Here is a 25556-nt window from a genome sequence, read left to right on the forward strand (position 1 = left end):
TGGCGGGCTCCATCGTAGGGAGACGGCGGCGCCAGGGCAAATATCGCTTTTCTATGCGCGCATAGGATTTTCCTTTGTCGGGATTTACCCCCGGGGCGGGTGCGCACAGTGGTGTCGGCGTTCGACGTCCATGGTGCCGACAGCTCCATCCCAACCAGCAAGGGATCACCATAAACAGCTTCGATTAATGATATGTTATAACATCACACAAATTTCCCAGGATGTAGAACATGACCACCACTGTCTCTCCCCCTCCGCGCAAACTCCCTGTCACGGTGCTCTCAGGATTTCTCGGTGCCGGCAAGACGACCTTGCTCAATCACATCCTGAATAATCGCGAGGGCCGCCGCGTGGCTGTCATCGTCAACGATATGTCCGAGGTCAATATCGACGCGGCGCTGGTGCGTGGGGGCGGCGCGGAGCTGTCCCGCACCGACGAGAAACTGGTCGAGATGAGCAACGGCTGTATCTGCTGCACCTTGCGCGAGGACCTGCTGGTGGAAGTAGGACGCCTGGCCGCTGAAGGGCGCTTCGACTACCTGGTGATCGAATCGACCGGCATTTCAGAACCCTTGCCGGTGGCGGAGACCTTTACCTTCGAAGGTGAGGACGGCCGCAGCCTGAGCGATGCGGCTCGCCTGGATACCATGGTGACCGTCGTCGATGCCTTCAATTTCCTGCGTGACTACGGTTCGCAGGACAGCCTGGAAGCCCGGGGCGAGTCGCTGGGGGACGAGGACGAGCGCACCGTGGTGGACCTGTTGGTCGAGCAGGTCGAATTCTGCGACGTGATCGTGCTCAACAAACTCGATCTGGTTGACGACGCCGAACGGGCTCGTCTGCTGGCTATCTTGCGCACGCTCAATTCCCGCGCACGCATCGAGTTGGTCGAACATGGGCAAGTGCCCCTGGACCGGGTGCTGGACACGGGCCTGTTCAATTTCGAAGACGCGTCCAAGGCGCCGGGCTGGTTGCGCGAGATGCGGGGCGAACACGTGCCCGAGACGGAAGAATACGGCATCCGCAGCTTCGTCTATCGCGCCCGCCGGCCTTTCCATCCGCGCCGCTTCAAGGCATTCACGCAGCGCGAATGGCCCGGCGTGGTGCGCTCGAAGGGCTACTTCTGGCTGGCCTCGCAGCCGGAAGTGGCCTGCTCTTGGTCGCAGGCGGGCGCCGTCGCGCGCCATGGTCCGGCGGGCTACTGGTGGGCGGCCATGCCGCCGGAGGAGTGGCCACAGGATCCTGAGTATCAGGCTTCCATACGCGCGAACTGGGACGACCAGGTCGGCGATGCCCGCCAGGAAATCGTGATCATCGGGATGGAAATGGACGAAGCCGATCTGCGTGCTTCCTTCGACGCCTGCCTGTTGAGTGACGAGGAGATGGCTGCTGGCCCCGCCACGTGGCAGACGTGGCAGGTAGAAGGCTGAAGCTGGCCCGCGTGATCCTGCAGGTCGGTAGGAGGTAATCAGGAATAACCCGGAGGAACGGCGATTGCGGAGGAGCCGGCTTGTCGCGCGGACGTCAGTCCGCGCCCCCGTCTGCTCATCTATGGGAGTTCCAAATGGCCATTACTGTCGGCGATTTTTTGGTTGAACGCTTGTACGCCTGGGGCGTGCGCCGCATTTTTGGCTATCCGGGAGATGGTATCAACGGGGTCTTTGGCGCCTTGCGCCGCGCAGAGGGGAAGATCGAATTCGTCCAGGCACGCCATGAAGAGATGGCGGCCTTCATGGCCAGTGCTCATGCAAAATTTACGGGTGAGCTGGGTGTCTGCATCGCCACGTCGGGACCGGGCGCGTCCCATTTGTTGACGGGTCTCTATGACGCTCGCATGGACCATGTACCCGTCCTGGCGATCGCGGGCCAGCAGGCGCGCGCCGCGCTGGGTGGCCACTACCAACAGGAGCTGGACCTGGTGTCCATGTTCAAGGATGTGGCGGGCGCATTCGTTCAGCAGGCCATGGTGCCGGGCCAGGTGCGCCACCTGGTCGACCGTGCCGTGCGCACCGCCTTGGCCGAGCGCAAGGTCACCGCGCTGATCCTGCCCAATGATCTGCAGGAATTGGATTACGAGCCGCCCGGCCGCCAGCACGGGACGGTGCATTCGGGCGTGGGCTACAAGGCGCCGCGGCTGGTCCCTTACAAGGAAGACCTGGAGCAGGCAGCCGCCGTCCTGAATGCCGGCAAGAAGGTCGCGATTCTTGTAGGCGCGGGTGCCTTGGGCGCGACCGACGAAGTCATCGAGGTGGCGAATCGCCTGGGGGCCGGGGTGGCAAAGGCGCTGCTGGGCAAGGCGGTGTTGCCCGATGATGAATCCTGGGTGACCGGTTCCATCGGTCTGCTGGGGACCAAGCCCAGCTACGAAATGATGGAAGCCTGCGACACGCTGCTGATGATAGGGTCCGGCTTTCCCTACGCGGAGTTCCTGCCGAAAGAGGGCGCGGCCCGTGGCGTGCAGATCGATATCAAGGCCGATATGCTGAGCCTGCGCTATCCCATGGAAGTCAGCCTGGTAGGTGATAGCGCCGAGACCTTGCGCGAGCTGCTGCCGCTGCTGGAGCAGAAAACCGATACCCGCTGGCGTGACGATATCGCCCACTGGACCGGGCGGTGGTGGAAGACGTTGGAGAAGCGCGCCCTGGAGCCCGGCCGCGCGGGCGTGAACCCGCAGCGCGCGATCTGGGAAATGTCCCCCCGCACGCCCGCCAACGCCATCGTGACCAGCGATTCGGGATCGGTTGCCAATTGGTATGCGCGCGACCTGAAAGTGCAGCGCGGCATGATGTGCTCCTTGTCCGGCGGCCTGGCGTCCATGGGCGCCGCGGTCCCTTACGCGATCGCCGCCAAGTTCGCGCATGGGGACCGGCCGGTCATCGCCCTCGTCGGCGACGGGGCGATGCAGATGAACAATATGGCGGAGTTGATTACCGTCGCCAAATATTGGGAACAGTGGGCCGACCCGCGCTGGATCTGCATGGTGCTGAATAATGGCGACCTGAACCAGGTGACCTGGGAGCAGAGAGTCATCAATGGGGATCCCAAGTTTTCTGCGTCCCAGGACATTCCTTCGATCCCGTATCACTCCTTCGCGGAGATGATCGGCCTGAAGGGCATCTACGTCGATCAGGATGACATGCTGGGCGCCGCCTGGGACGCCGCCTTGCATGCCGACCGACCCGTGGTCATCGAGGTGAAGGCGGACCCCAGCGTGCCTCCCTTGCCCCCGCACATCACCATGACGCAGGCGCGCGCCTTCGGCAAGGCGCTGCTGCAAGGCGATCCCGAGCAGGGCAATATTGTGATCGACACGGCGCGCCAGGTCTTGGGAAGTGTCCTGCCGGGCGGCAAGTCCTGACCCACCACCCACACCGCGGCGACCATGCTGCCCCGCAATCGTGCCGCGCCGCGCCAAAACGGCGCATATCGTGGTGCGCTGCGGCAGCGCGGCGGCCAGCGCGTGATTATTGAGGCGTATCGATAAAAGCATTGGATTTTTTCATTTGTGCGGCCTTTCGCCCCGCGGCGATAGTTGAGGCAAAGAACACGCCAGTGCATGACACCGGCGGTTCCAAACCAGAAACAAGGGGCCCCATCCATGCGTACGCTACGCCAAACCGCGAGCGCGCTGCTCGCCGCGGTTTTCTGTCTGGCCGGTTCGGTCGGGGCCGGTCCGGCCCATGCCGACGACTATCCTTCCCGTCCGATACGCATGATCATCCCCTGGTCGGTGGGCGGTTCCACCGACATGTTGGGACGCCTGCTGGCCGAAGGCATGGGCCGGCAGCTGGGCGGCGCGGCCATCGTGGTCGAGAACAAGCCGGGCGCCACGGGAACCATAGGTTATGCGCAGGTCGCGCGCGCCCCGGGCGACGGCTACACCTTGTTGTTGGGCACCAATAGCACGTTCGCCATCGCGCCCCATTTCTACCGCGAACTGCCGTACGACCTGCAGAAGGACATCCGGCCCATAGGAATGATAGGCGGCAACCAGCAGGTGCTCTGCGTCCAGCCGACGGCGCCCTATAAAACGGTCGCGGACCTGGTGGCGGCGGCCAAGGCCAAACCCGGCGCGATCAATTACGCGTCGTCCGGCGTGGGCGGATCCAGCCACCTGGCGACGGAACTGATGATGTCCACGACGGGCATCAACATGATGCATGTCCCATATCGCGGCGGCGCGCCCGCCGTGCAGGCGCTGCTGGGAGGACAGACCGAGGTCGGTTTCGTCGACATCAGCGTGGCCGAGCCCTTGATCCACAGCGGCAAGCTGCGCGCGCTGGGAACCAGCGGCGCCAATCGTGCCCCTTTGCTGCCGGACGTGCCCACGCTGGCGGAGTCCGGCGTGCCGGGGTTCGAGTCGCTCACCACCTTCGGCTTGTTCGTGCCGGCCAGCACCCCTGACGCGATCGTGCAGAAACTGAACGTGGCCCTGAACAACAGCCTCAAGGAACCCAAGCTCGCCAAGCAGCTGGCGGCTCAGGGCTATGAGTTGACCGCCGGCTCGCCGCAAGCCTACGTCGCATACGCGGCCCAGGAAAGCCGTAAGTGGGGCGACTTGATCGCACAGCGGCACATCACGCTGCCGTAGGACGACTGAGTCGACATTCAGGGCCCAGATATTCAAGCCCCATCCAGGGCCGCGCATCCCATTTATTGGAAACCCAACATCGCCATGGCCGCCGTACCCGATACCGCCGCGTCTCCCTTGCCACGACTGTTTTCGCCCTACACGCTGCGCGGCCTGACCCTGCGCAACCGCGTGGTGGTATCGCCCATGTGCCAGTATGTCTCGCAAGACGGCGCCGCTACCGACTGGCATCTGGTGCACCTGGGCAAGTTCGCCATGGGCGGCGCCGGCCTGGTCTTTTGCGAGGAAACCGCCGTCGAGGAACGCGGACGCAAGACCTATGGCTGCGCCGGCATGTACAACGACCGCCATGTCGCCGCGGCCCGTCGCGTCAATGATTTCATCCACGCCGCTGGCGCCGCCACGGGCATTCAGCTGGGTCACGCCGGGCGCAAGGCGTCCTGCGCGCCACCCTGGACCAATTTCCGGCCGCTGACCGATGACGACGCAAAGCACGGCATGCCGCCATGGCGCGGGGTGTCTTCAAGCGAGCTGGCGGCCAAGCCCGGTGCCCTGGTGCCGCATGCGCTGGACGAAAGCGAGATCCGCGCCATGATCCAGACCTGGCGTACCGCCGCGCTGCGCAGCGTGGATGCCGGCTACGACGTCTGCGAGGTGCACGGCGCGCACGGCTATCTGATCCATCAATTCCTGTCGCCGCTGGCCAATCTGCGCACGGACGGTTGGGGTGGCGATCTGGCCGGCCGCATGCGCCTGGCCCTGGAGATCGCGGAAGCGGTGCGGCAGGCCTGGCCTGCCGACAAACCCGTCTTCTTCCGCGTGTCCGCCGTCGACGGTGACGGCGGGGCCTGGAATATGGACGACACCGTGGCCCTGTCTCGCGCCTTGGGCGAGCGCGGTGTCGACCTTGTGACCTGCTCCTCGGGCGGCATCAACGGCCCCTTGAACATGGCGGTGGTGCCGCGCGTGCCCGGCTACCAGGTGCCGTATGCCGAACGCGTGCGGACGGAAGCCGGTATCGCGTCCTGCGCGGTGGGTCTGATCACGGAGCCCGCGCAGGCCGAACGCATATTGCAGGACGGCCAGGCGGACCTCATCGCGCTGGCGCGCGAGTTGATGGTGGACCCGAACTGGCCGGTGCGGGCGGCCCGTGAATTGGGCGTTGCTGATTATCTGGGACTGCTCCCCGACGATTACGCATGGTGGCTGCGGCGCCGCGAGGACATACGCGCCCTGGGCAACGGCGCCTAAGTCGTGGACAGCGCGATGCCGGCCGGCAGCTCACGCTCGCGCAAGGTGTCGATCAGCGCTTGCTGCAAGGCTTGCGCCGTCGACGACAGCGAGCGCAGGCTGCGTGAAACCAGGAACAGCTCCCGATAGAGCACCGGGTCGCGCAGCATGCGGAACGGCAGCTTTTCCAATTGATGGGTGATGGCCGTCAGCCGCGGCAGGATGCAGAGCCGGCCGCCGAGCTGCAACATGGGATAGAGCGAGGTCGAACTGGACACTTCCTCGCGCGGTTCGGCCACGTTGAAGTCCTGCAGGGTCTGTCGGTGCACGATGCCGACCTGCGTGTCGGAAGCCAGGCCTACCAGGTCGTCCTGGTGCGCGGAAACCTGCGACCAGTGGACGTCTTCAGTTGGTGTCGCCAGCGGATGGTCGGCGCTGCAGACGATGCCGTAGCGATCGCGCAGCAGCGGCACGTAGTCGAGGTCGTCGTAGTCGAGCAGGCGGCTGGTGATGCCGAAATCGACGTCGCCGTCACGCACGCGGCGCTCGATCTCAGCCGATCCGGCTTCGCGCACCGACAGCGTCACGTTGGGGTAGTCGGCCTGGAAGCGGGGCAGCGCGGGAATCAACAGCCACGCCACGATGGACGGCGCGGCGGCGATACGCAGATGGCCATGCTGGTGCAGGGCGACCGCGCGCAGGTCGCTGATCATCGTGTCGAACTGCTGGAGCAAGGTCTTGGCCTGCTGGTGCAGATGGCGCGCGGCTGGCGTCAGCGTAACGCTGCGCGTGGTGCGTTCGAACAGCTTGACGCCGACGTCCTCCTCCAGCTGATGGATGGTGGAACTCAGCGACGATTGCGTCAGGAACAGGCGTTCCGCCGCGCGGGTGAAGGACCCCGTGTCGGCGACCGCGACGAAGCTGCGTAGATGGCGCAGCGTGATGAGCGTGGACATGGGCTCAAGCATATATAGGCCGCATCGCTGAATCAATCCGAATTTTTCATTTGTGGATGTAAATCCCGACCCCTATCATTTTTTCCATTCAGGCACGAGGGAGCGCAGCGTGGAGTCTTCATCTAAGCAATCCGATGGCAGCGCGGCAGAAGGGCTGCGTGTGGCCGTCGATATCGGCGGTACGTTCACCGACGGCGTGGCCGTCCGTGAGTCCGATGGCCGCATCTGGGTCGGCAAGACGCTGACCACGCCGGACGACCCGGGCGTGGCCGTGTCCACGGTCATCGAAAGCTTGTTGTCGCAGGCCGGGGTCAAGGGTGATGTGCTGGGCGAGGTGGTGCACGGCACCACGCTGGTCACCAACACCCTGATCGAACGCAAGGGCGTGGAAACCGCGCTGGTGACCACGCAGGGCATGCGCGACGCGCTGGATATCGGCCGTGAGTGGCGCTATGACCTGTACGACCTGGAACTGGCCCTGCCGGAGCCGCTCATCGCCGTCGACAAGCGCGTGCAGGCGGACGAGCGCCTGGGCGCGGCGGGCCAGGTGCTGACCGCGCTGACCCAAAAGGAATTGGACCGTATCGTCCAGGCGGTGCGCGCGCTGGACGTGCCATCGGTGGCGGTGTCCTTGCTGCATTCCTATATCAACGATGAACACGAACGCGCGATCGGCGCGCTTCTGCAACAAGCTTTGCCGGGTGTCGAAGTGTCCTTGTCCTCGGACATGGCGCGCGAACTGAAGGAGTTCGAACGGACGTCCACCGTCGCGGCGAATGCCTACGTCAAGCCCATCGTCGCGGACTACCTGCGCCAGCTGGGCGCGCGTATCGATGCGGTGCATCCGGGCATCGCCTTACGCATCATGGTGTCCAGCGGGGGCTTCACGTCGGCGCAGTCAGCGGCGCACACGCCGATCTTCCTGCTGGAGTCGGGACCGGCCGCGGGTGTGTTGTCGGCCTTGAACACTGCGCGTACGCAGGGCTTGCGCCAGGTGCTGGCCTTCGACATGGGGGGCACCACCGCCAAGGCCTGCGCGGTGACCGAGGGTGAGCCGCCCATCGCCTACAGCTTCGAATGCGCCCGCGTCCACCGCTTCAAGCGCGGGTCCGGCTTGCCCATCCTGATTCCCAGCATCGACCTGATCGAAATCGGCGCGGGCGGGGGCTCCATCGCGCACGTCAACCGCCTGGGTCTGTTGAATATCGGCCCCGAATCGTCGGGTTCCGTGCCAGGGCCGGCGTGCTACGGCAACGGCGGCACGGAAGTCACCGTGACTGACGCGGACCTGGTGCTCGGTTACCTGAGCCCCGACAACTTCCTTGGCGGCGAGATGCGCCTGCGCAAGGACCTGGCCATGGCCGCCATGCAGCGTCTGGCGGATCAACTGGGCATGGAGGCGCTGGAAGTCGCTTGGGGCATCCACGACATGGTCAACGAGAACATGGCCAGCGCCGCGCGCATCCATATCGCCGAAAAAGGCCATGATCCGCGCGACTTCACCTTCGTCGCCACGGGAGGCGCGGGGCCGGTGCACGCGGCGGAAGTGGCGCGCAAGCTGCGCATCCCGCGGCTGCTCGCGTCGATCGCGGCTGGTGCCGGGTCGTGCCTGGGGATGCTCGCCGCGCCCGCGCGCGCCGACCGCAGCTGGTCACAGCCCGCGCTGCTCGGGGAAATCGACTGGGCCGACATCAATGCGCGCCTGGCGGCCTTGCGTGAGGATGCCCAGTCCGAACTGCAAGCGTCGGGGGCCGACGTCGACGGCCTGACGTGGACCATAGGCGCCGAGATGCGCTACTACGGCCAGGGCGACAACGTGCCGGTGGCCCTGGACTGGCGCGTGTTCCAGCAGGCCGGCGCGGAGGCCGGCAGCGATGTCATGCGCCAGGTGTTCGAACAGCGCTACCGCGAACTCTACGGCCATCTGGTGCCTGGCGCCTTGCCGCAAGTGCTGACCTGGCGCCTGACGGGCCGGTCGGTGGTGAACGCGCGCAGCTTCACCTTCGGCGACACGCGCGCGGGAGGCAGCATCGCTCCGCGGCAACGCGAGATCTATCTGCCTTTGCAGCGTGGCTTCGGCGCCGTCAATGTCTACGAGCGCTACGCCTTGCCGCCGGGGACGCATTTGCAGGGACCGTTGGTGCTGGAGGAAAGGGAGTCGACCTTGGTCGTACCCTTCGCCGCCGATGTCGACATCCTGCCTGACCTGACTGTTTCCGTGACCATCAAGGAGTTCGAATAATGCAGAACGTAGCGAACCCTGGCGGCGCAGCGTCGCATCCCCCGGTGGCGTCGCAGTTCGACCCCATCGAGCTGGAGATATTGTGGCGCCGTCTGATCAGCATCGTGGACGAGGCGTCTACGGCCTTCGTGCGCACCTGCTTTTCCACGCTGGTGCGCGACGCCAATGACTTCGCCGTGGTGCTGACCGACGCGCAGGGCCGCTCGCTGGCCCAGTCGACCATGAGCATCCCGTCTTTTATCGGCAGCCTGCCGGCCACGGTAAAACATTTCTTGAAGAAGTACCCGGCCAACACCTTGCGGCCCGGTGACGTGCTGGTGACCAACGATCCCTGGATGGGCACCGGCCACATCCACGACATCACCACCGTCATGCCGATCTTCTTCCGCGGCCGCCTGGTGGCATTCGCGGCCCTGGTGTCCCATCTTCCAGATATCGGCGGCCGCCTGCGCAGCAACGCCAATCGGGATATCTACGAGGAAGGCCTGCAGGTGCCCATGCTCAAGTTGATGGAGCAGGGCAAGGTCAACGAGACGCTGGTCGACATGATCCGCCAGAACATCCGGGTGCCGGAGCAAGGCCTGGGCGACATCTGGGCGCAGGTCAGCGGCTGCCGCATGATGGAGGAACGTCTGCTACCCCTGCTCGAGCGCGTGGACCTTGATGCCTTGGGCGCGGCCATACGCCAACGCTCGGAGACCGCAATGCGCGAGGCCATCGCCGCCTTGCCCGATGGCGTCTATGAATCCGAGGTCCTGCATGACGGTTTCGAGGAGCCGATACGCATCTGCTGCAAGCTGACCGTGGCGGGTGACACCATCGCCATCGACTACACCGGCTCCAGCCCGCAGCAGCCGCGCGCGGTCAACGTGGTCCCGATCTATGCGTTTGCCTATTCGGCCTATCCGATCAAGGCCTTGTTATGCCCGGAAGTCCCGAATAACGAGGGCGGCTTCCTGCCCATCACGACGGACGCACCCTTGGGTTCCATCCTGAACCCGACGTATCCCGCTGCTTCCGGGGGGCGAGGCGCGATCGGCCACATGTTGTCGCCGGCCATCTTCCTGGCCTTGGCCAAGATATTGCCGGATCGGGTCTGGGCGGCTGGCTCGGCCAATTCGTCAGTGACCATGTTCGGCCAATATCGCGATCGGCCCTTCAATGTGGTGAACTTCATCAACGGCGGGCAGGGCGCGACGGCCGCGCGCGACGGCTTCTCCGCGATCTCTTTTCCCGCCAATCTGGGCAACACGCCCGTGGAGATGATGGAGGCCCTGGCCCCCATCGTCGTCCACAAGCGTGAGATCCGGCGCGGCAGTGGCGGGGCCGGCGAGCACCGGGGCGGAGACGGCTTGAGCTTCGAATTCGAAATCACGCCCGAGGCATCCAGCGTGGCCACGTCCTTCCTGATGACCCGCTTGAAGTTTCCACCACCGGGATTGAATGGCGGTGACCCCGGCGGGCGTGGACGTCTGATGGTCAATGGCCAGGAAATCGATCCGACGGAACAGCGAATCCTCAAGCCGGGTGACCGGGTCGTCATGGAAAGCGCGGGCGGCGGGGGCTACGGCGCCCCGCCGAAGTGATTACGGTTCCGTATCCAGCAGACGGCCGCCGCGCGAAGTCAGTGCTTCGCCGGCGCGGTGATAACCGATCACACTGGCCACGCTGGCGTGATTGCTCATCGCCATGGTTTCACCCAGAGGCAGGCCCTGGCGGCCTGCCTCGGTGATGAAGCCGGAGCGCAGGCTGTGCGCCGCGTAGTCGCCCTCCAGCCCGGCCTGGGTCGCGCGGGCCTGCACGATCTTGCGAACGGCTTCGGCGCTCAAGCCCTCGCCGATGACGCCGCCGCGGCGCACTCGCCGGAACAATGGTCCTGTGGTGATGCCGGCAGCGGCCAGCCAGGCATCGAGCGCCTGGGCGGCGCGGCCCACCACGGGTTTGTGGCTGTCGGCGCGTGCGACGCCTTCCTGATTCGTCTTGGATTGGGTGAGGGTGTACAGGTACCCCTCGGCCACGCGTCGGGTGTTCTCCATCGTTGCCCGCACCACTTCAGACCGGCGGCGGCCGCCGCTGGCCCAGGCGAACAACAACAGGGCGCGGTCGCGCAGGCCGGCCAGCGATTCATCGCAGGTGGCCAGCAACTGTTCCAGCGGCTCGCGCGTCAGGGCGTCCTTGCGGCCCGTCCGTACGCCGCGCTTGGCGTAGGCGCTGCGGGTGCGTTCCAGCACAGTCTGCACGGCGCGGCTGCGGCAGGGATTAGGCAGGGAGCGCGCTTCATGCGCTTCCGACAGCACGGCCAATCTGTGGCGGACGGTGGCCAGCTTGAAGGGGCCAGCCCGCCGCTTGACCTTGGCGGCGACCAGCGCCGCGTCGATGTCGGTCGGCAAGTCGTGGACCAGCGCGGAGCCTTCCATGTGCTCGACATGGTCGGCGATGAACTGCAGCACGGTACCGACCGGGACGGGCAGGATCAAGGGCCGCGTCAGGCGCAGTTGATGCCACGCTGCCCAGTACTGGATGGCCGAGCGATAGGACGCCATCGTATTCTCCGCGCTTCCTTCGCGCAGCAGCGCGCGTATGGAAGCGTCGCTGGCGCCCAGGCTTTCGAGCGACTCGCCGGGCAGGGCAAGGCGTTCGACCAGAGCGGGCAACGGAGAGGATGGCGTGTCTTTCATTGCGAGGAACTTACCACGTTCGCGGGCATGGCCTTGGCACGCCGGTCAGCGCGGACCCACAGCAGGGTCAGCGCGGCGGCCAGGATCAGCATGGGGAAGGTGATCAGGTTCAGATTGGTCCAGCCGAAGTGCTCGAAGACCGGGCCCGCGCCCAGCGTGGCCGCGGCAGTCAGGATATAGCGGATCAACTCGGCCGTGCCCTGTACCCGGGCGCGCTCGGACGGCCGGTGCGACGAGGCCAGCAGGGTAGTGCCGCCCACGTACATGAAGTTCCATCCTATTCCAAGGCATAGCAAGGCCACATAAAAGGACGGCAACGACGTCGATGCCACGGCGACGATCCCGCATAGTGCGCTAAGCGCCATTCCGGCAAACAGCACGGCCGGCAGGCCGAAGCGCTTGATCAGGCGCCCGGCGAAGAAGGAGGGCGCATACATGCCCACCAGATGCCACTGGATGATGTTGGCGCCGTCGTCGATCGTGTGATGGCAGGCCACCGCGGCCAGCGGCGCGGCCGTCATCGTGAACATCATGACGACGCCGCCGATGGCATTATTGGCCAGGGCGGCCAGCGAGATGGGTTGGCGCAGCACGGTGGCGACAGGCCGCTGTGGAAGCTCCGCCTCATGTTTTGGGACTACTGCCAGCGGAATATCGCGGTAGCCGATCCCAAGTAATAGAGCCGACAGGAAACCGAGCAGGGCCACCATCAAATAGGATCCGGCGAACACGGTAGGCATCAGATCGCGGCTCCACGCCGCCAGGGCCGGGCCCAGGATGGCAGCGATCACGCCGCCCGTCATGACCAGCGATATGACGCGCGCTTTTTGGGATTCCGCCACGGCGTCGGCGGCGGCCAGCCGGTAGTATTGCGCGAAGGCCTGGAACACGCCGACGCCGGCGGTGCCCAGGCAGAACAGCCAGAAGTCTTCGTGGATCACCGCCCATACGGAAATCAGCCCGCCGATCCCGCAGGTCAGCGCCCCGATGACGAAGCCCCAGCGACGGCCCACGCGCTGCATCAGCAGCGACGCGAACAGGGTGACGACGGCGGCCGCGACGGTAATCAAGGCAAAGGGCAGGGTGGCCAACGATTTGTCCGGCGCCAGCTGGTAGCCGGTCAGCCCGGTCAGCGTCAGGTCGACCGCGATGGACGCGGTGAACAGGCCTTGGGCAAGCGCCAGCACCGTGGCGTTGCGGCGGTTGCCGGCGGGTTCGCCGGAGGCTGCCGGGTCAGTCCGCGGAAAGTTCATGGGTAGCCTCGGCGCATGGGAAGCGGGGTGGCGGAAATAGTGGGATTCATAACTGGCGCTCCTGCCTGATACTCAAATGCTGGATGGAGGGCATTCTCGGCAAACCGGGCGCGTGGCGAAAGGACAAAGATCCCTCGTTTCACGACACCAGGCGCTAATGGCGGTATTCGAGGGATGCATGTCCTTTGCGTCAATCTGCTTTTCGGGCAATATCTGGCATTTGGGCCAGGCTATGGCAGCGACCAATACCCAGCGGCAAGCAAAACGCGCGCAAGGACAAGCCCGCGATATCGCCTTCCTGGTCTACCCAGGATTCCAGATTCAGGACCTGAGCGGTCCCTTGTCCGCCTTCGACAGCGCCGACCGCATGGCGGGTGGCGGCATCTATCGTTGCCACGTCGTGTCCGTCGACGGCGGCAACGTCGTCAGCACCGCGGGGGTGGAAGTCGCGACCCGCAAGATCCGTCAGTCGTCCTACGACACCCTGATCGTGATGGGCGGGGAAGGCTCGCGCGATCCGGTCCAGCTACCGGCGATTGCTCAATGCCTGGCCCGCTCCGCGACGCGAGGCACCCGGCGCATCGCCAGCGTCTGCACCGGCGCCTTCATCCTGGCCGCCACGGGCCTGCTGGACGGCCGGCCCGCGACCACGCACTGGCTGCATGCGTTGCGCTTGCAGCGCATGTTCCCGCAGGTCAGGGTGGATGGCGACCGTATCTACACGCGCGACGGCCATATCTGGACGTCGGCCGGCATTACCGCCGGCATCGACCTTGCGCTGGCCATGATCGAGGACGACGTCGGTGCCGACATCGCGCAGCAGACGGCCAGGATGCTGGTGGTCTATTACCGCCGCCCGGGTGGGCAATCCCAATTCTCGGCCATGGCCAGCATGGAACCGGAGTCGGACCGCATCCGCACGGTGCTGGCCTATATGCGTGAGCATCTGGACGAAACCTTGTCCACCGAGCGACTGGCGGCGGTGGCCTGTCTGAGTCCGCGCCAGTTCGGTCGCGCCTTCCTGGCGGAAACGGGCGAGACCCCGGCCAAGGCGGTGGAGCGCCTGCGGGTTGAAATCGCGCGCCCCCGCGTGGCGCAGGGCAGCGAACCCATAGAACGCATCGCGCAGTCGGTCGGTTTCGTCGATCCCGAACGCATGCGCCGCGCCTTCGTCCGCCTGCTGGGACACCCGCCCCAAAGCGTCCGCCGCATGGCCGTATAAGGGGCTGCCGCGGTCGAGTTACTGATACAGTACGCACTGATCATCGCCCTCAGAGCGATGCACAACGATAAAAACAACTCAACCTTTATGGAGACACAAGCGATGAAATCGGTTTCGCTTATCAAGGCCCTGGCCATGACCGTTCTGGGCGCCGTCGCCCTGTCCGCGCACGCTGAAAACTATCCGGCCCGGCCGATCAGCATGATCGTGCCTTATCCGCCCGGCGGCACCACCGACATCGCGGCGCGGACGATTGCCCAGGCAATGGGACCGTTTCTGAAGCAGTCCATCGTCGTCGACAACCGCGCGGGCGCGGGCGGCAATATCGGCATGGGTATCGTCAAGCGCGCCGCGCCGGACGGCTACACCATAGGCATGGGCACCATCGGGTCCCAGACCATCAACCAATATTTGTACAGCGACATGCCCTTCGATCCGGCCAAGGACTTCGTGCCCCTGGCCATGGTCTTCACCACGCCCAATGTCATCGCCGTCAGCGCGACGTCCGACATGAAGACCATGCAGGACCTCTTTACCAAGGCCAAGGCCAACAAGAACAAGCCGCTGACCTACGGCTCGCCGGGTATCGGATCTTCGGTCCATTTGACCGGTGCATTCCTGGAGCAGGCGGCCGGCATCCAGATGCTGCACGTGCCGTTCAAGGGCGTGTCCGGCACCATGCCCGCCCTGATCGGCGGTCAGATCGACATCCTGATGGACAACCTGCCCAGCACGCTCAGCCAATTGAAGGACGGCAGCCGCGTGCGCGCCCTGGCGGTCACCTCGGCCCAGCGTTCGCCTTCACTGCCCGACGTCCCCACCGTGGCGGAAGCCGGTCTGAAGGATTTCGACGTCACCGCCTGGTTCGCCCTGTATGCCCCGGCAGGCACGCCGCCGGAAGTGCAGGCCACCTTGATCGACGCGGCCAAAAAGGCCCTGGCGACGCCCGAAGTGAAAGCGCAGTTCGCGGCGGTGGGCGCCACGGTCGGCACGCTGACGGGTAAGGACCTGGCCGCCTTCGAGGTGCAGGAACGTCAGCGCTGGAGCAGGCTGATCAAGGAACGCAACATCACCACGAACTAGGCCCGGGCGCGGGACCGCGAGACCCGCGCAGCCGTGGCGCGATAATCATTTTGCCGCCACGGCGTCGATAACGGCGCCGCCGTCCCAGCCCCCGCCGAGTGCGCGATACGAAGCGATGGCCGCGCGCGCCGCCTCGGTGCGCGCCAGGACGCTGGCATCGCGGGTGCGCAGCAAGGCGCTGTCGGCGTCCAGTACTTCGATCAGGCTGACGATGCCGCTCTGATAGGCCGTGAACGAGGTGATCCGGGCGCGGGCCAGCGCCGCGACTCCTTCATCGAGGTAACGCGCCTGCTCTTCGCGTTTGACCAGGGCGGAGAACGCATTCTCCACATCCTCCGATGCGCGCAAGACGGCCAGTCGATACGCCGCCAACGCTTCCGCGTTGCGGCCCCGGGCGTCGGCGATATCAGCTTCGATGCGGCCGAAATCGAACAGGCGCCAGCGTAATCCCAGCACTCCCTGCACCTGATTGGCGCTGTCATTGAACAGATGACCGGACACGGTCGTCGCCGTGCCCAGCACGGCCCCCAGCGAAAACGTCGGGTAGTACTCGGCGATGGCCGCGCCGATGCGCGCATTGCTGGCCGCCAACTGCCGCTCAGCGGCGATCAGGTCAGGGCGCCGGCGCATGAGGTCGGCGGGCGTGCCGGTGTCGCCGATGGCGGGCGCCTGGGGCACGGCGCTGGCACTGGCCAGCAGCGCGCGGCTGGTGCCTGGCGGCTGCGCAAGCAATACGTCCAGGGCGTTGACCGTGGCCTGCACGCCGTCTTCCAGCACGGGTACCGTGGCGCGGACTTCCGCCAGCGCGCCCTCCGATTGGCGGACCTGCAATTCCGCGGCTATCCCTTTGTCGTACTGCAGCCGCACGGTGTCCAGCAGCCGCCCGCGCGTGCGCACCTGTTCCTGCGCGATGGCCAGGCGTTCCTGCAGGCCGCGCAAGGTGATATAGACGTCCGCCGTCTGGGCCGCGACGGCCAGGCGGGCGGCATCCGCCGATGCCTGGGCCGCCTGATAGCTGGCAATGGCCGCTTCGCGCTGCCGCCGCAGGCCGCCGAACAGATCGATCTCCCATCCTGCGTCGAGGTCCAGCTCGTAGTAGCTGCCGGTGCGCTGGAAATCGGGGGTAGCGTTGAGCAGGCGGCCTTGCGGTGTTTCGACCGACTGGCGCCCGCGCTCCGCCTGCCCGGCGACAGTCGCCGACGGCAACAGGGCCGCGTTGGCCTGACGCAGGGACGCGCGGGATTGGCTGACCCGCGCAACGGCTTGGGCAATATCCAGATTCTGGGACAAGGCGCGCGTCACCAGTTGCGTGAGCACCGGGTCGTGGAAACCTTCCCACCAGACCCGTGCATCGGCGCTCGCGGGCGCCTGGCGGGCTTGCAGGTCGGCCTGTCCCATAAAATGTTCGCTTACGGCGGTGGTCGGCTCCTGATAATCGGGACCGACCGCACATCCAGCCAGCGCCAGCGCTAGCGTGGCGCATATCATCGAAAGGGCGGTTCTTCGGAGAGTCATGACGGATCCTGAACCCTGAAGGGTAGGAAGAAGGTAGGCAGAAAGTAGTGACCATTGTACGATATGGTCATTCGTAGTCAATGAAAGCCTGGACGAACGTGGCTCATATGCGTCACGCTTCGTCCCCCGGCGGCAGTCGCCCACGCGGCCGCGCAAGATATCCCGTCCCCGGGAAATAGGGAGCAGTCCACACCATGACCGAGACGTTGCAAGTTACGCAGGGCCAGCGCGGGCCCGTCGATCACAATATTCGTGACCAGATCGTCCTGGCCGCGAACGAACACTTCAGCCGCTATGGCTACGCCAAGACCACCGTGTCGGATCTGGCCAAGGAAATCGGTTTCTCCAAAGCCTATATCTACAAGTTCTTCGACTCGAAGCAGGCCATCGGCGAAGCCATCTGCACGGGGTGTCTGACCCAGGTCATGGATGGTGTGCTGAAGGCCATGGCCGAAGCGGGCAGCGCCACGGAGCGCTTCCGGCGCCTGTTCCTGACGCTGGTGGAACTGTCGACTCAGTTGTTTTTCGAAGACCGCAAGCTGTATGAAATCGCCGCCCATTCCGTGTCGGAGAAGTGGGAGAGCTCACGCGCCTATGAAGCGCAGATACAGGGCCTGGTGACCGACATCCTGCGGGAGGGGCGCGCGGCCGGGGAGTTCGAGCGCAAGACGCCTCTGGACGAGGCCACCCGTTCCATCTATCTGGTGATGTACCCCTTCATCAATCCCCTGATGCTGCAGTACAACCTGGACCGCCTGCCCGACGCGCCGCGCGAGGTCGCCAACCTGGTATTGCGCAGCCTGGCGCCCTGATCGCCGCCCGCGGCGGAAAGACAACGGTTCATCCCGCAGACAGTGCGCAAACCGCATAGTGACTATTGACAATAGTAGTCACAAGAATCAGACTCCGAGGTATTCCGTCGTCCCTGGGGACCTCCATGTCTTTTCTCCGTCCGGCCTTCCTGGCCATACCCATCGTTGCTGCACTGACCGCGTGCAGCCCCGCGCCCGCCGATGACCCACGTGCCGGCATTCCGCTGGTGCGGGTCGCCACGGTCCAGGCCCCTGCGCCGGCCGCCCGTTCCTACACCGGCGTTGTCGTCGCCAGAGTGCAAAGCGATCTCGGCTTTCGCGTGCCCGGCAAAGTCATCGAGCGGCTGGTGGACACGGGCCAGCAAGTGCGACGCGGTCAGCCCTTGATGCGCATCGACCCCACCGACCTGGCCTTGGCGACCCGGGCGCGCGAGCAGGCCGTCAGCGCCGCCCGGGCCCGTGCCCAGCAGACCGCGGCTGACGAGAAGCGTTATCGCGAGCTGGTTGGCGCCGGCGCCGTGTCCGCTTCGGCTTACGACCAGATCCATGCGGCGGCCGATACCGCCCGCGCCGACCTCAGCGCGGCGCAGGCCCAGGCCGATGTCGCGCGCAATGAAGCGGGTTATGCGACCTTGTACGCGGACGCCGATGGCGTGGTCATGACCACGCTGGCGGAACCCGGCCAGGTGGTCGCCCCCGGCCAGGCCGTCGTGCGCGTGGCCCGCGCGGGCCCTCGTGAAGCGGTTATCGATCTGCCCGAAACGCTGCGGCCGGCCTTGGGGTCGGCAGGCACGGCGCGCCTGTATGGCAGCAACGGCGGCACCATCGCCGTCCGCCTGCGCGAGCTGTCGGACTATGCCGACCCGCGCACGCGGACCTTCCAGGCGCGGTATGTCCTGGATCAGGAGCCCGCCGCGGCGCAGGCGCCGCTGGGCGCGACCATCAGCGTGACCATTGCCGATACGCAGGCAGCGCCGGTCGTCGAGGTACCACTGGCGGCCCTGCACGACGAGGGCCGCGGCGCCGGCGTGTGGGTGCTGGCGGGCGAGTCCCGGAGCGCCGGCCCGGCCAAAGTGACGTGGCGTGCCGTGCAGGTGGCGGCATTGGGCGTGGAGACGGCCGCTGTGAGCGGTGGCCTGTCCGCCGGTGACCGCTTCGTTGCCCTGGGCGCGCATCTGTTGCACGAAGGCGAGCAGATCCGCACGGCGGATGCGCCGGGTGGGCAAGACGCCAAGGCCTCGGTGGCGCGCAACGAGGTGTCCCAATGAGCGGCCTGAACATCTCCGCCATCGCGGTACGCGAACGGGCGGTCACCTTGTTTCTCATCATCGCGATCTCCGTGGCCGGCGCCTTCGCCTTCTTCAAATTGGGACGCGCCGAGGATCCCAGCTTCACGATCAAGACCCTGACGGTGGTGACGGCCTGGCCCGGCGCCACGGCGCAGGAAATGCAGGACCAGGTTGCCGAGCCGCTTGAAAAGCGCATGCAGGAACTCAAGTGGTATGACCGGGCCGAGACCTTCACGCGTCCTGGCCTGGCGTTCATGACCGTGACCCTGAAGGACAGCACGCCGCCCGCGGACGTGCCCGAAGAGTTCTACCAGGCCCGCAAGAAGCTGGGCGACGAGGCGGGCAAGCTGCCGCAGGGCGTGCTGCCACCCGTGGTCAACGACGAGTACGCCGATGTGACCTTTGCCCTGTATGCCCTGAAGGCGCAGGGCGAGCCGCAGCGCAATCTCGTGCGCGAAGCCGAAACCTTGCGCCAACGGCTGCTCAAGGTCGACGGAGTAAAGAAGGTGAACATCCTGGGTGAACGGCCGGAGCGCATCTTCGTCGAGTTCTCCTATGAACGTCTGGCCAACCTCGGCATTTCCGCCCGCGACATCTTCGCCGCGCTGAACGCGCGCAACGTCGTCACGCCGGCCGGTTCGGTGGAAACCCATGGCCAACAAGTGCAAGTGCGTCTGGATGGCTCGCTGGAAGACCTGGAGCAGATTCGTGCGACCCCGATCGTCGCCAACGGCCGTACCTTGCGCGTGGGCGATGTCGCCGACGTCAAACGCGGCTACGAAGATCCCGCCACGTTCCTGATCCGCAGCCAGGGCGAACCGGCCTTGGTGCTGGGCGTGGTCATGCGTGACCGCTACAACGGCCTCGATCTGGGCAAGGCCCTGGAGGCCGAGGCCACCACGATCTCGCGCGAGTTGCCGCTGGGCATGACCTTTACCAAGATCACGGACCAGGCGGTCAACATCGCCGAAGCCTACGACGAGTTCATGCTGAAGTTCTTCGTGGCGCTGGCGGTCGTGATCGTCGTGAGCCTGGTCAGCCTGGGATGGCGTGTCGGCGTGGTGGTGGCGGCCGCGGTACCGCTTACCCTCGCTGGCGTGTTCATCATCATGTTGGCCACGGGGCGTGATTTCGATCGCATCACCTTGGGTGCCTTGATCCTGGCCCTGGGCCTGCTGGTCGACGACGCCATCATCGTCATCGAAACCATGGTCGTGAAGATGGAGGAGGGCCTGGATCGCGTATCCGCGGCAACCTATGCCTGGGGCCACACGGCCGCGCCCATGCTGGCGGGCACCCTGGTCACGGCCATCGGCTTGATGCCGGTGGGCTTCGCCAAATCCAGCGCGGGTGAATACGCCGGCAACATATTCTGGGTGGTGGCCTTCGCGCTGCTGACCTCATGGGTGGTGGCGGTGGTGTTCACGCCGTACATCGGCGTCAAGCTGCTGCCCGACATCAAGCGGGTGCCGGGCGGCCATGCGGCCATCTACGGCACGCCGGGCTATCGGCGGCTGCGGTCTTTCATTACCTGGGCCGTCGCGCACAAGAAAAAAGTGCTGCTGGGCGTCGTCGTGGTGTTCATCGTGGCGTTCATGGGGCTGGGACACGTCAAACAGCAATTCTTCCCGATTTCTGATCGCCCGGAAGTGTTGTTCGAAGTGCAGATGCCGGAAGGCAGCAGCATCGCGGCCACCGGCGCGGCGGTGGCGAAGGTGGAGCAATGGCTCAAGCAACAACCCGAGCCCAAGCTGGTGACCAGCTATATCGGTCAGGGCGCGCCGCGTTTCTATCTGGCGATTGCCCCGGAATTGCCGGATCCGTCCTTCGCCAAGATCGTCGTGCTGACCGGCAGCGAAAAGGAACGGGACTCACTCAAGCAGCGGGCACGCCTGGCCGTGGCCGATCAGCTGGCACCGGAGGCGCGCGTGCGGGTGTCCCAGCTGGTGTTCGGCCCGTATTCGCCGTTTCCGGTCGCCTTCAGGGTCATGGGTCCGCAGGAAGACAAGGTGCGGGAAATCGCGCAACAGGTGCGGACGGCCATGCAGGCCAACGCGTCGATGCGCCAGGTCAATACGGATTGGGGCGAGCGCGCGCCCACCTTGCATTTCGTGCTCGACCAGAATCGCCTTCGCGCCGTCGGCCTCAGTTCGCAGGACGCCGCGCAACAGCTGCAGTTCCTGCTGACTGGCGTGACCGTGACGCAGGTGCGCGAGGACATCCGGTCCGTCGACGTGGTGGCGCGCAGCGCCGGCACGGAACGCCTGGACCCCGCTCGCCTGGGCGCGTTCACACTGATCGGGGCAGGGGGGCAGCGCGTGCCGCTGGACCAGATCGGGCATACGGAAGTGCGCATGGAGAATCCCATCCAGCGCCGGCGCGATCGTGACGTCACCATCACCGTGCGCGGCGATGTGGCCGAAGGCGTGCAGCCGCCCGATGCGGCGATGCAGATCCTGCCCACGCTACGGCCCATCATGGACAAGCTGCCGGCGGGATATCGCATCGAGACGGCCGCCGACCTGGAAGAGGCCGGCAAGGCGAACAAGGCCTTGGCCGCCGTCTTCCCCTTGATGTTCATCCTGATGCTGGTGGTGATCGTCTTCCAGGTGCGATCAATGGCGGCGATGGCAATGGTGGTATTGACCGCGCCCTTGGCCCTGGTCGGTGTGGTGCCCACCTTGCTGATCTTTCAGCAGCCCTTCGGGTTCAATGCCATTCTCGGTTTGATCGGGCTGGCCGGGATCATCATGCGCAATACGCTGATCCTCGTCGGACAAATCCACATCAACGAGAAAGAAGGCCTGGCGCCCTTCGACGCCGTGGTGGAAGCGACCGTGCAGCGCACCCGGCCGGTTGTGCTGACGGCATTGGCGGCGGTGCTGGCCTTCATTCCACTGACGTTCTCGGTATTCTGGGGCTCGCTGGCCTATACGCTGATCGGTGGAACGATAGGCGGTACGGTGTTGACCTTGGTGTTCCTGCCGGCCTTGTACGCGTTCTGGTTCAAGATCAAGGCGCAGCGTCAGGAAACGTCGGCCGCCGCAGGAGTGCCCGCGTCGGCCTCCGCCTGAACGGGCCAAGGCATACGGAATCAGCCGGCATGTGGCTCGTCAGGAAGCATGCTGGACTGATTTCGATTCAGGCGCGGAAGTAGTCGCGGATCTGTTCAATCGAAGCGCCCGTGGCGAGGGCAAGGGACAGCAGCCAGCGGGCTTTGGCGGCGCTGTACACGCCGGCGCCGATGCCCTCGGGCTTGTCGGCGACGATGCCGTTGTTGGTGCGCGTGGCCCGTATCACCGGGAAACCCTGTTGCTCCAGTTCGCGGATCCGTTGTTTCGTGCTGGTGGCGACCGACCCATGGCCGGACGCGTTGATGACGATGCCTTTGGCGCCGCCGGCGATGACGGCATCGATCAGCGCATCATCCGAATCCTGGTGCGTGTAGAGGATGGCGACCTTGGGCAGGCTGGTCAGTCCGCTGACGTCGAATTGGGGTTTGCCGATGGGCGTCGCGGGGGCGTACCAGAAGCGTGGGCGGGCATTGATGTAGGCGCCCAGATACCCTTGTTCGTCGGCGCGGAAGGTGTCGAGCGCGGTGCTGTGGGTCTTGTTGATATAGAACGCGGAGCCGATTCTGTCGTTGAGCGTCAGCAGGGTGCCGCGGCCGATCGCATCATCGGAAGCCGCCAGGTTGACGGCTTTGACCAGATTGCTGGGGCCGTCGGCACTGATCGCGGAGGCGGGCCGCATGGCGCCGACGAACACGACCGGCTTCGTGATCTTCACGGTGAGGTCGATGAAGAAGGCCGACTCCGCCAAGGTGTCGGTCCCGTGGGTGACGACGACGCCTTTCACCTGTGGGTCCGCGAGCTTGGCGGAGATGGTCTTGGCCAGCTTGAGCAGCACTTCGCTGCCGACGTCGGAGCTGGGCACATTGGCGATCTGCTCGCCGGTCACATCCGCGATCTCGGTCAGTTCAGGGACGGCGGCAATCAGGTCCTGGGCCCCGATCGAGCCGATCTTGTAGTCCGTGGTGTTGGTGCTGCTGGCGGCGCTGCCGGCAATCGTGCCCCCCACGGCAAGCAGGGCAATGCGGGGCAGGTGTTGAATGGTTTCGACTTCGGTTGCGGTTTGGGAAGATTCGATGCTCATCTTGACTCCGGTGCGACCCACGGCGGGCCGACTTCTTCTTCGATATGGCGTATGGTCATGTCCAGGAAACGGCGCGCACTGAGGGGCAGCTCGCGGCCCTCCATGGTAATGATCTGCAGATGGCGCTGATGCAGCTCCGCGTCGGAGATAGGCAAGGCCACCAGGCCGTGTTGCTTGAGTACGGACGTGGCTGTCAGTTCCCCGAAGAACACCACGGCATTCTCTCGAACCAGGCAGAAGTTCTGCAGGGACGTCACGTTGTTGCTGACGAACGCGGTGGTCAGCGCGACGTTCTTCTGCATGCTGCTAAGGTCGACGATGGCCCGGATGGTGGTGCCGGCACTCATCTGTCCTATCGGATACGCTGAGATGTCCTCGAGGGATACCGGCGCCTTGCCCACCAGGGGATGACCGTCCTTGACCAGAGCCAGTACCCGCATGCGCCGGGAATACTGCAGGTTCACGCCTTCCGCGGGCTTGAGGCTGTAGTAAAAGCCGATGTCATCCTCGCCGTCCTGGATGCGGCGATGGATTTCAGTCGCGCGCAGCAGCGTCAGATTGAAAGTGACCTCGGGCATGGCGTTTTGAAAATGCGCCATCAGCGTCGGCAGCAGCTCCATGCCGAAGGCCTGGTTTGCCGAAATGCGGATGAGCCGCTTGCCGACCTTGCGCAGATCGGTGATGTCCGTGCGGGCATGTTCCGCTTCTAGCTGGCTGCGCTTGGCGCTGGTGGCCAGGATTTCACCGGCCTCGGTCAGCACCATGCCGCGGCCATGACGCTCGAACAAGGCGGTGTCGTACTCGTCTTCCAGCTTGCGGATCATGCGGCTGACGGCCGACGGCGCGACATGCAAACGCAATGCCGCGCCGGTCAGGGAGCCCGCCTCGACGACCTCCAGAAAGTAGCGGAAGGCCGTGCTCAGCATGGGAAGGAGGGCGGCGGGCGCCGTGACGTATCGGACATAGGCGCAAAGTTTATCGCTACAGCACCTTGCAGTCGAAGTCCGGCGTCCCGTAAGGATAATAATCAGTCAATTTCAAGTGCTTGTAGTCCAGCCCGTCCAGGCGAACCGTACCGACGAAGGGCTCGGACGGCTCGACGATCAGGATCGTCGGCGAGTACCCGCTGTCGTCGAAGCCACGGCGGAAATGGACCCGCGACTTGATCGCCACGACATCGAAGTCTTCAGGCACCAGGCCCAGGGCCCACAGGTCCGTCGGTTCCTGGATCTGCACCAGATACGGACTGAGTATCAGTACATTGCCCTCGCCAAAGGAGATCAGATACCAGTTCTGGGCCCGGAAGCGTCCGGCGGTGGCTTGCTGCACCCGCAGGATCTTGCCCTTGACGCGCACGGCCGGACCCGCCGATTCATCGACCAGGCCACCCACTTCCATATCGAAGTCGTCGCCAGCCTTGGCGCCGGCTTGCTCGAGCGCCTGGACCTGCTGCGCGGAGGCGAGCGTGGCGACCAGCGTGCGCTTCAGGTTCTGCGCCAGGATCTCAGCCAGCAGCCAGGTGGCGTAGCCGGAGCGATCGCTGGAATCCGCCAGCGTCACGGGTCCCTGTTGAGCGGCGACGGCTTCGGCCGCCAGACGCACGCCCGTTGCCATGTCGTGGATCTTGGTGGTGTTCAGCAGCGCTTCCCGCTTGCGCCAGGCCCAGTTCGCCATGTCTTCGGCGACCGACCTGGCCAGCGCGGGATTGCCGTTGGTCAGCACCTGGATGGTCATGCCGGCGTCGGGCACGTCAGCCCAGGGAAAGCCGAAGAAGACATTGACGAACACGTCCGGTTCGCGAGCCTCCCAGGTCAGGGCGCGCTGGACCAGGTCGGACCAGGGTGACGCGCCGGTCCACATCAACACCGTGGGCGCGATGATGGGAACCCGGATGACGGCATTCGTGGGAACGAAATCCTTGCGGATCGCGCGAACCAGCATGCGGGCCGCGCGTTCCCCCTGCAAGTGCATGTCGTAATGCGGGAAGTACTTCACGCAGAACGCCATATTGGCGCTTTTCAGGAATTGTTCGTCCTCATTGCCATGCGGGTCGAACGTGCCGCTGATGAAGGCCGCTTCGCCGATCACCGCACGCACCCGGCGGGCGATCTCGGCTTCAGGGCGGGGCACGCCGCGTACGGCGGCTGCCCCGTGCAAGGCCAGGAACGCGCCGTCGAACGGACCCTGTTCGGCCAATTCCTTGACCATGATGCTGGTGAAGTGCTCGAAGGCCTCTTCGGTGATCCAACCGGAACCGGTGCCGGTCTTGGGGAACAGCGGCGAGGTGATCCCGACCAGTTCCACGTCGGCGTATTCGCGCGCGACCTGGACGAAGCCGCCCATATAACCTTTGGGATCGGTCTGCAGAAGGGCTTCTCCCGTCGCGGGGGAGCCCACGTAGGTGAAGTCATCCAGCGTGGTGTCGTTGGGAAGGAAGGTCACCGTCTCGTGGGTGAACTGCAGTACTGCGATGCGCATGCTTTCTGCTCCAGCAATATGTGATGCTGTTCTTGTGCTTTATGGGATGAGG

At 65.3% G+C, this 25556-nt stretch carries 18 protein-coding genes; 11 read left to right on the forward strand and 7 right to left on the reverse strand.

Annotation, left to right across the window (positions count from 1 at the left end; genetic code table 11):
• Positions 1–230: 230 nt before the first annotated feature.
• The 4 genes from zigA to ASB57_RS07070 all read left to right on the forward strand — a co-directional run bounded on the left by zigA (position 231) and on the right by ASB57_RS07070 (position 5842).
• Positions 231–1430 (forward strand): zinc metallochaperone GTPase ZigA, encoded by a 1200-nt coding sequence (gene zigA, locus ASB57_RS07055; protein WP_057651589.1) that lies wholly within the window; start codon positions 231–233, stop codon positions 1428–1430.
• Positions 1431–1564: 134 nt separating this feature from the next.
• Positions 1565–3358: a thiamine pyrophosphate-requiring protein gene (locus tag ASB57_RS07060; protein ID WP_057651590.1), complete on the forward strand. Its 1794-nt coding sequence runs from the start codon at positions 1565–1567 to the stop codon at positions 3356–3358.
• Between the two features lie 240 nt (positions 3359–3598).
• The gene (locus tag ASB57_RS07065; protein ID WP_057651591.1) at positions 3599–4591 is read left to right on the forward strand and encodes a tripartite tricarboxylate transporter substrate binding protein; all 993 of its coding nucleotides are present in this window, start codon (positions 3599–3601) and stop codon (positions 4589–4591) included.
• An 84-nt stretch (positions 4592–4675) separates the two neighbouring features.
• Positions 4676–5842 carry an NADH:flavin oxidoreductase/NADH oxidase gene (locus ASB57_RS07070; RefSeq protein ID WP_057651592.1) on the forward strand — a complete coding sequence of 389 codons (1167 nt, stop codon included), beginning with the start codon at positions 4676–4678 and terminating at the stop codon, positions 5840–5842.
• Here the strand turns inward: ASB57_RS07070 and ASB57_RS07075 are convergent.
• Positions 5839–6777 (reverse strand): LysR family transcriptional regulator, encoded by a 939-nt coding sequence (locus ASB57_RS07075; RefSeq protein ID WP_057655982.1) that lies wholly within the window; start codon positions 6775–6777, stop codon positions 5839–5841. The two genes, ASB57_RS07070 and ASB57_RS07075, sit on opposite strands and share 4 nt — an antisense overlap.
• A 109-nt stretch (positions 6778–6886) precedes the next feature.
• Here ASB57_RS07075 and ASB57_RS07080 point away from each other — a divergent pair, with 109 nt between their 5' ends.
• Entirely contained in the window at positions 6887–9019 is a 2133-nt protein-coding gene (locus ASB57_RS07080) for a hydantoinase/oxoprolinase family protein (protein ID WP_057651593.1), read from the forward strand.
• On the forward strand, positions 9019–10605 hold the full coding sequence (locus ASB57_RS07085) for a hydantoinase B/oxoprolinase family protein (protein WP_057651594.1): 1587 nt from the start codon (positions 9019–9021) through the stop codon (positions 10603–10605). Before ASB57_RS07080 ends, ASB57_RS07085 begins: the two co-directional genes overlap by 1 nt.
• Here ASB57_RS07085 and ASB57_RS07090 read toward each other — a convergent pair whose 3' ends face one another.
• A complete protein-coding gene (locus ASB57_RS07090; RefSeq protein WP_197424982.1) occupies positions 10606–11697 on the reverse strand; it encodes a site-specific integrase in 1092 nt (363 codons plus the stop codon).
• The gene (locus ASB57_RS07095) at positions 11694–12950 is read right to left on the reverse strand and encodes an MFS transporter (RefSeq protein WP_057651595.1); all 1257 of its coding nucleotides are present in this window, start codon (positions 12948–12950) and stop codon (positions 11694–11696) included. The genes ASB57_RS07090 and ASB57_RS07095 overlap by 4 nt, the downstream gene beginning before the upstream one ends.
• A gap of 232 nt (positions 12951–13182) precedes the next feature.
• Here ASB57_RS07095 and ASB57_RS07100 point away from each other — a divergent pair, with 232 nt between their 5' ends.
• A complete protein-coding gene (locus ASB57_RS07100) occupies positions 13183–14172 on the forward strand; it encodes a GlxA family transcriptional regulator (protein ID WP_057655984.1) in 990 nt (329 codons plus the stop codon).
• Positions 14173–14274: 102 nt separating this feature from the next.
• On the forward strand, positions 14275–15255 hold the full coding sequence (locus ASB57_RS07105; RefSeq protein ID WP_057651596.1) for a tripartite tricarboxylate transporter substrate binding protein: 981 nt from the start codon (positions 14275–14277) through the stop codon (positions 15253–15255).
• Between the two features lie 45 nt (positions 15256–15300).
• On the opposite strand, the gene ASB57_RS07110 is transcribed toward ASB57_RS07105, so the two are convergent.
• Positions 15301–16770 (reverse strand): efflux transporter outer membrane subunit, encoded by a 1470-nt coding sequence (locus tag ASB57_RS07110; RefSeq protein ID WP_057651597.1) that lies wholly within the window; start codon positions 16768–16770, stop codon positions 15301–15303.
• Between the two features lie 194 nt (positions 16771–16964).
• Between ASB57_RS07110 and ASB57_RS07115 the strand changes: the two genes are divergently transcribed.
• From ASB57_RS07115 to ASB57_RS07125, 3 genes are all read left to right on the forward strand, one after another.
• Positions 16965–17582 (forward strand): TetR/AcrR family transcriptional regulator, encoded by a 618-nt coding sequence (locus ASB57_RS07115; protein WP_057651598.1) that lies wholly within the window; start codon positions 16965–16967, stop codon positions 17580–17582.
• A 125-nt stretch (positions 17583–17707) separates the two neighbouring features.
• Entirely contained in the window at positions 17708–18850 is a 1143-nt protein-coding gene (locus ASB57_RS07120; protein WP_057651599.1) for an efflux RND transporter periplasmic adaptor subunit, read from the forward strand.
• A complete protein-coding gene (locus ASB57_RS07125; protein ID WP_057651600.1) occupies positions 18847–21945 on the forward strand; it encodes an efflux RND transporter permease subunit in 3099 nt (1032 codons plus the stop codon). Before ASB57_RS07120 ends, ASB57_RS07125 begins: the two co-directional genes overlap by 4 nt.
• 67 nt (positions 21946–22012) lie before the next feature.
• Here the strand turns inward: ASB57_RS07125 and ASB57_RS07130 are convergent, their stop codons facing one another.
• From ASB57_RS07130 to ASB57_RS07140, 3 genes are read right to left on the reverse strand one after another with little or no spacing between them, the layout of a single operon-like run.
• Positions 22013–23026, reverse strand: a complete 1014-nt coding sequence (locus ASB57_RS07130; RefSeq protein WP_057651601.1) for an asparaginase — start codon at positions 23024–23026, stop codon at positions 22013–22015.
• Positions 23023–23952 carry a LysR family transcriptional regulator gene (locus ASB57_RS07135; protein WP_057651602.1) on the reverse strand — a complete coding sequence of 310 codons (930 nt, stop codon included), beginning with the start codon at positions 23950–23952 and terminating at the stop codon, positions 23023–23025. The genes ASB57_RS07130 and ASB57_RS07135 overlap by 4 nt, the downstream gene beginning before the upstream one ends.
• A 55-nt stretch (positions 23953–24007) precedes the next feature.
• The gene (locus tag ASB57_RS07140; RefSeq protein ID WP_057651603.1) at positions 24008–25504 is read right to left on the reverse strand and encodes a M81 family metallopeptidase; all 1497 of its coding nucleotides are present in this window, start codon (positions 25502–25504) and stop codon (positions 24008–24010) included.
• Between the last annotated feature and the right edge of the window lie 52 nt (positions 25505–25556).

The sequence above is a fragment of the Bordetella sp. N genome (assembly GCF_001433395.1).
Classification (GTDB): Bacteria; Pseudomonadota; Gammaproteobacteria; order Burkholderiales; family Burkholderiaceae_B; genus Bordetella_C.

Coding starts and splice junctions, on each gene's coding strand:
- zigA (WP_057651589.1), top strand. CDS start 231: ATGACCACCACTGTCTCTCCCCCTCCGCGCAAACTCCCTGTCACGGTG.
- ASB57_RS07060 (WP_057651590.1), top strand. CDS start 1,565: ATGGCCATTACTGTCGGCGATTTTTTGGTTGAACGCTTGTACGCCTGG.
- ASB57_RS07065 (WP_057651591.1), top strand. CDS start 3,599: ATGCGTACGCTACGCCAAACCGCGAGCGCGCTGCTCGCCGCGGTTTTC.
- ASB57_RS07070 (WP_057651592.1), top strand. CDS start 4,676: ATGGCCGCCGTACCCGATACCGCCGCGTCTCCCTTGCCACGACTGTTT.
- ASB57_RS07075 (WP_057655982.1), bottom strand. CDS start 6,777: ATGTCCACGCTCATCACGCTGCGCCATCTACGCAGCTTCGTCGCGGTC.
- ASB57_RS07085 (WP_057651594.1), top strand. CDS start 9,019: ATGCAGAACGTAGCGAACCCTGGCGGCGCAGCGTCGCATCCCCCGGTG.
- ASB57_RS07090 (WP_197424982.1), bottom strand. CDS start 11,697: ATGAAAGACACGCCATCCTCTCCGTTGCCCGCTCTGGTCGAACGCCTT.
- ASB57_RS07095 (WP_057651595.1), bottom strand. CDS start 12,950: ATGAACTTTCCGCGGACTGACCCGGCAGCCTCCGGCGAACCCGCCGGC.
- ASB57_RS07100 (WP_057655984.1), top strand. CDS start 13,183: ATGGCAGCGACCAATACCCAGCGGCAAGCAAAACGCGCGCAAGGACAA.
- ASB57_RS07105 (WP_057651596.1), top strand. CDS start 14,275: ATGAAATCGGTTTCGCTTATCAAGGCCCTGGCCATGACCGTTCTGGGC.
- ASB57_RS07110 (WP_057651597.1), bottom strand. CDS start 16,770: ATGACTCTCCGAAGAACCGCCCTTTCGATGATATGCGCCACGCTAGCG.
- ASB57_RS07115 (WP_057651598.1), top strand. CDS start 16,965: ATGACCGAGACGTTGCAAGTTACGCAGGGCCAGCGCGGGCCCGTCGAT.
- ASB57_RS07120 (WP_057651599.1), top strand. CDS start 17,708: ATGTCTTTTCTCCGTCCGGCCTTCCTGGCCATACCCATCGTTGCTGCA.
- ASB57_RS07125 (WP_057651600.1), top strand. CDS start 18,847: ATGAGCGGCCTGAACATCTCCGCCATCGCGGTACGCGAACGGGCGGTC.
- ASB57_RS07130 (WP_057651601.1), bottom strand. CDS start 23,026: ATGAGCATCGAATCTTCCCAAACCGCAACCGAAGTCGAAACCATTCAA.
- ASB57_RS07135 (WP_057651602.1), bottom strand. CDS start 23,952: ATGCTGAGCACGGCCTTCCGCTACTTTCTGGAGGTCGTCGAGGCGGGC.
- ASB57_RS07140 (WP_057651603.1), bottom strand. CDS start 25,504: ATGCGCATCGCAGTACTGCAGTTCACCCACGAGACGGTGACCTTCCTT.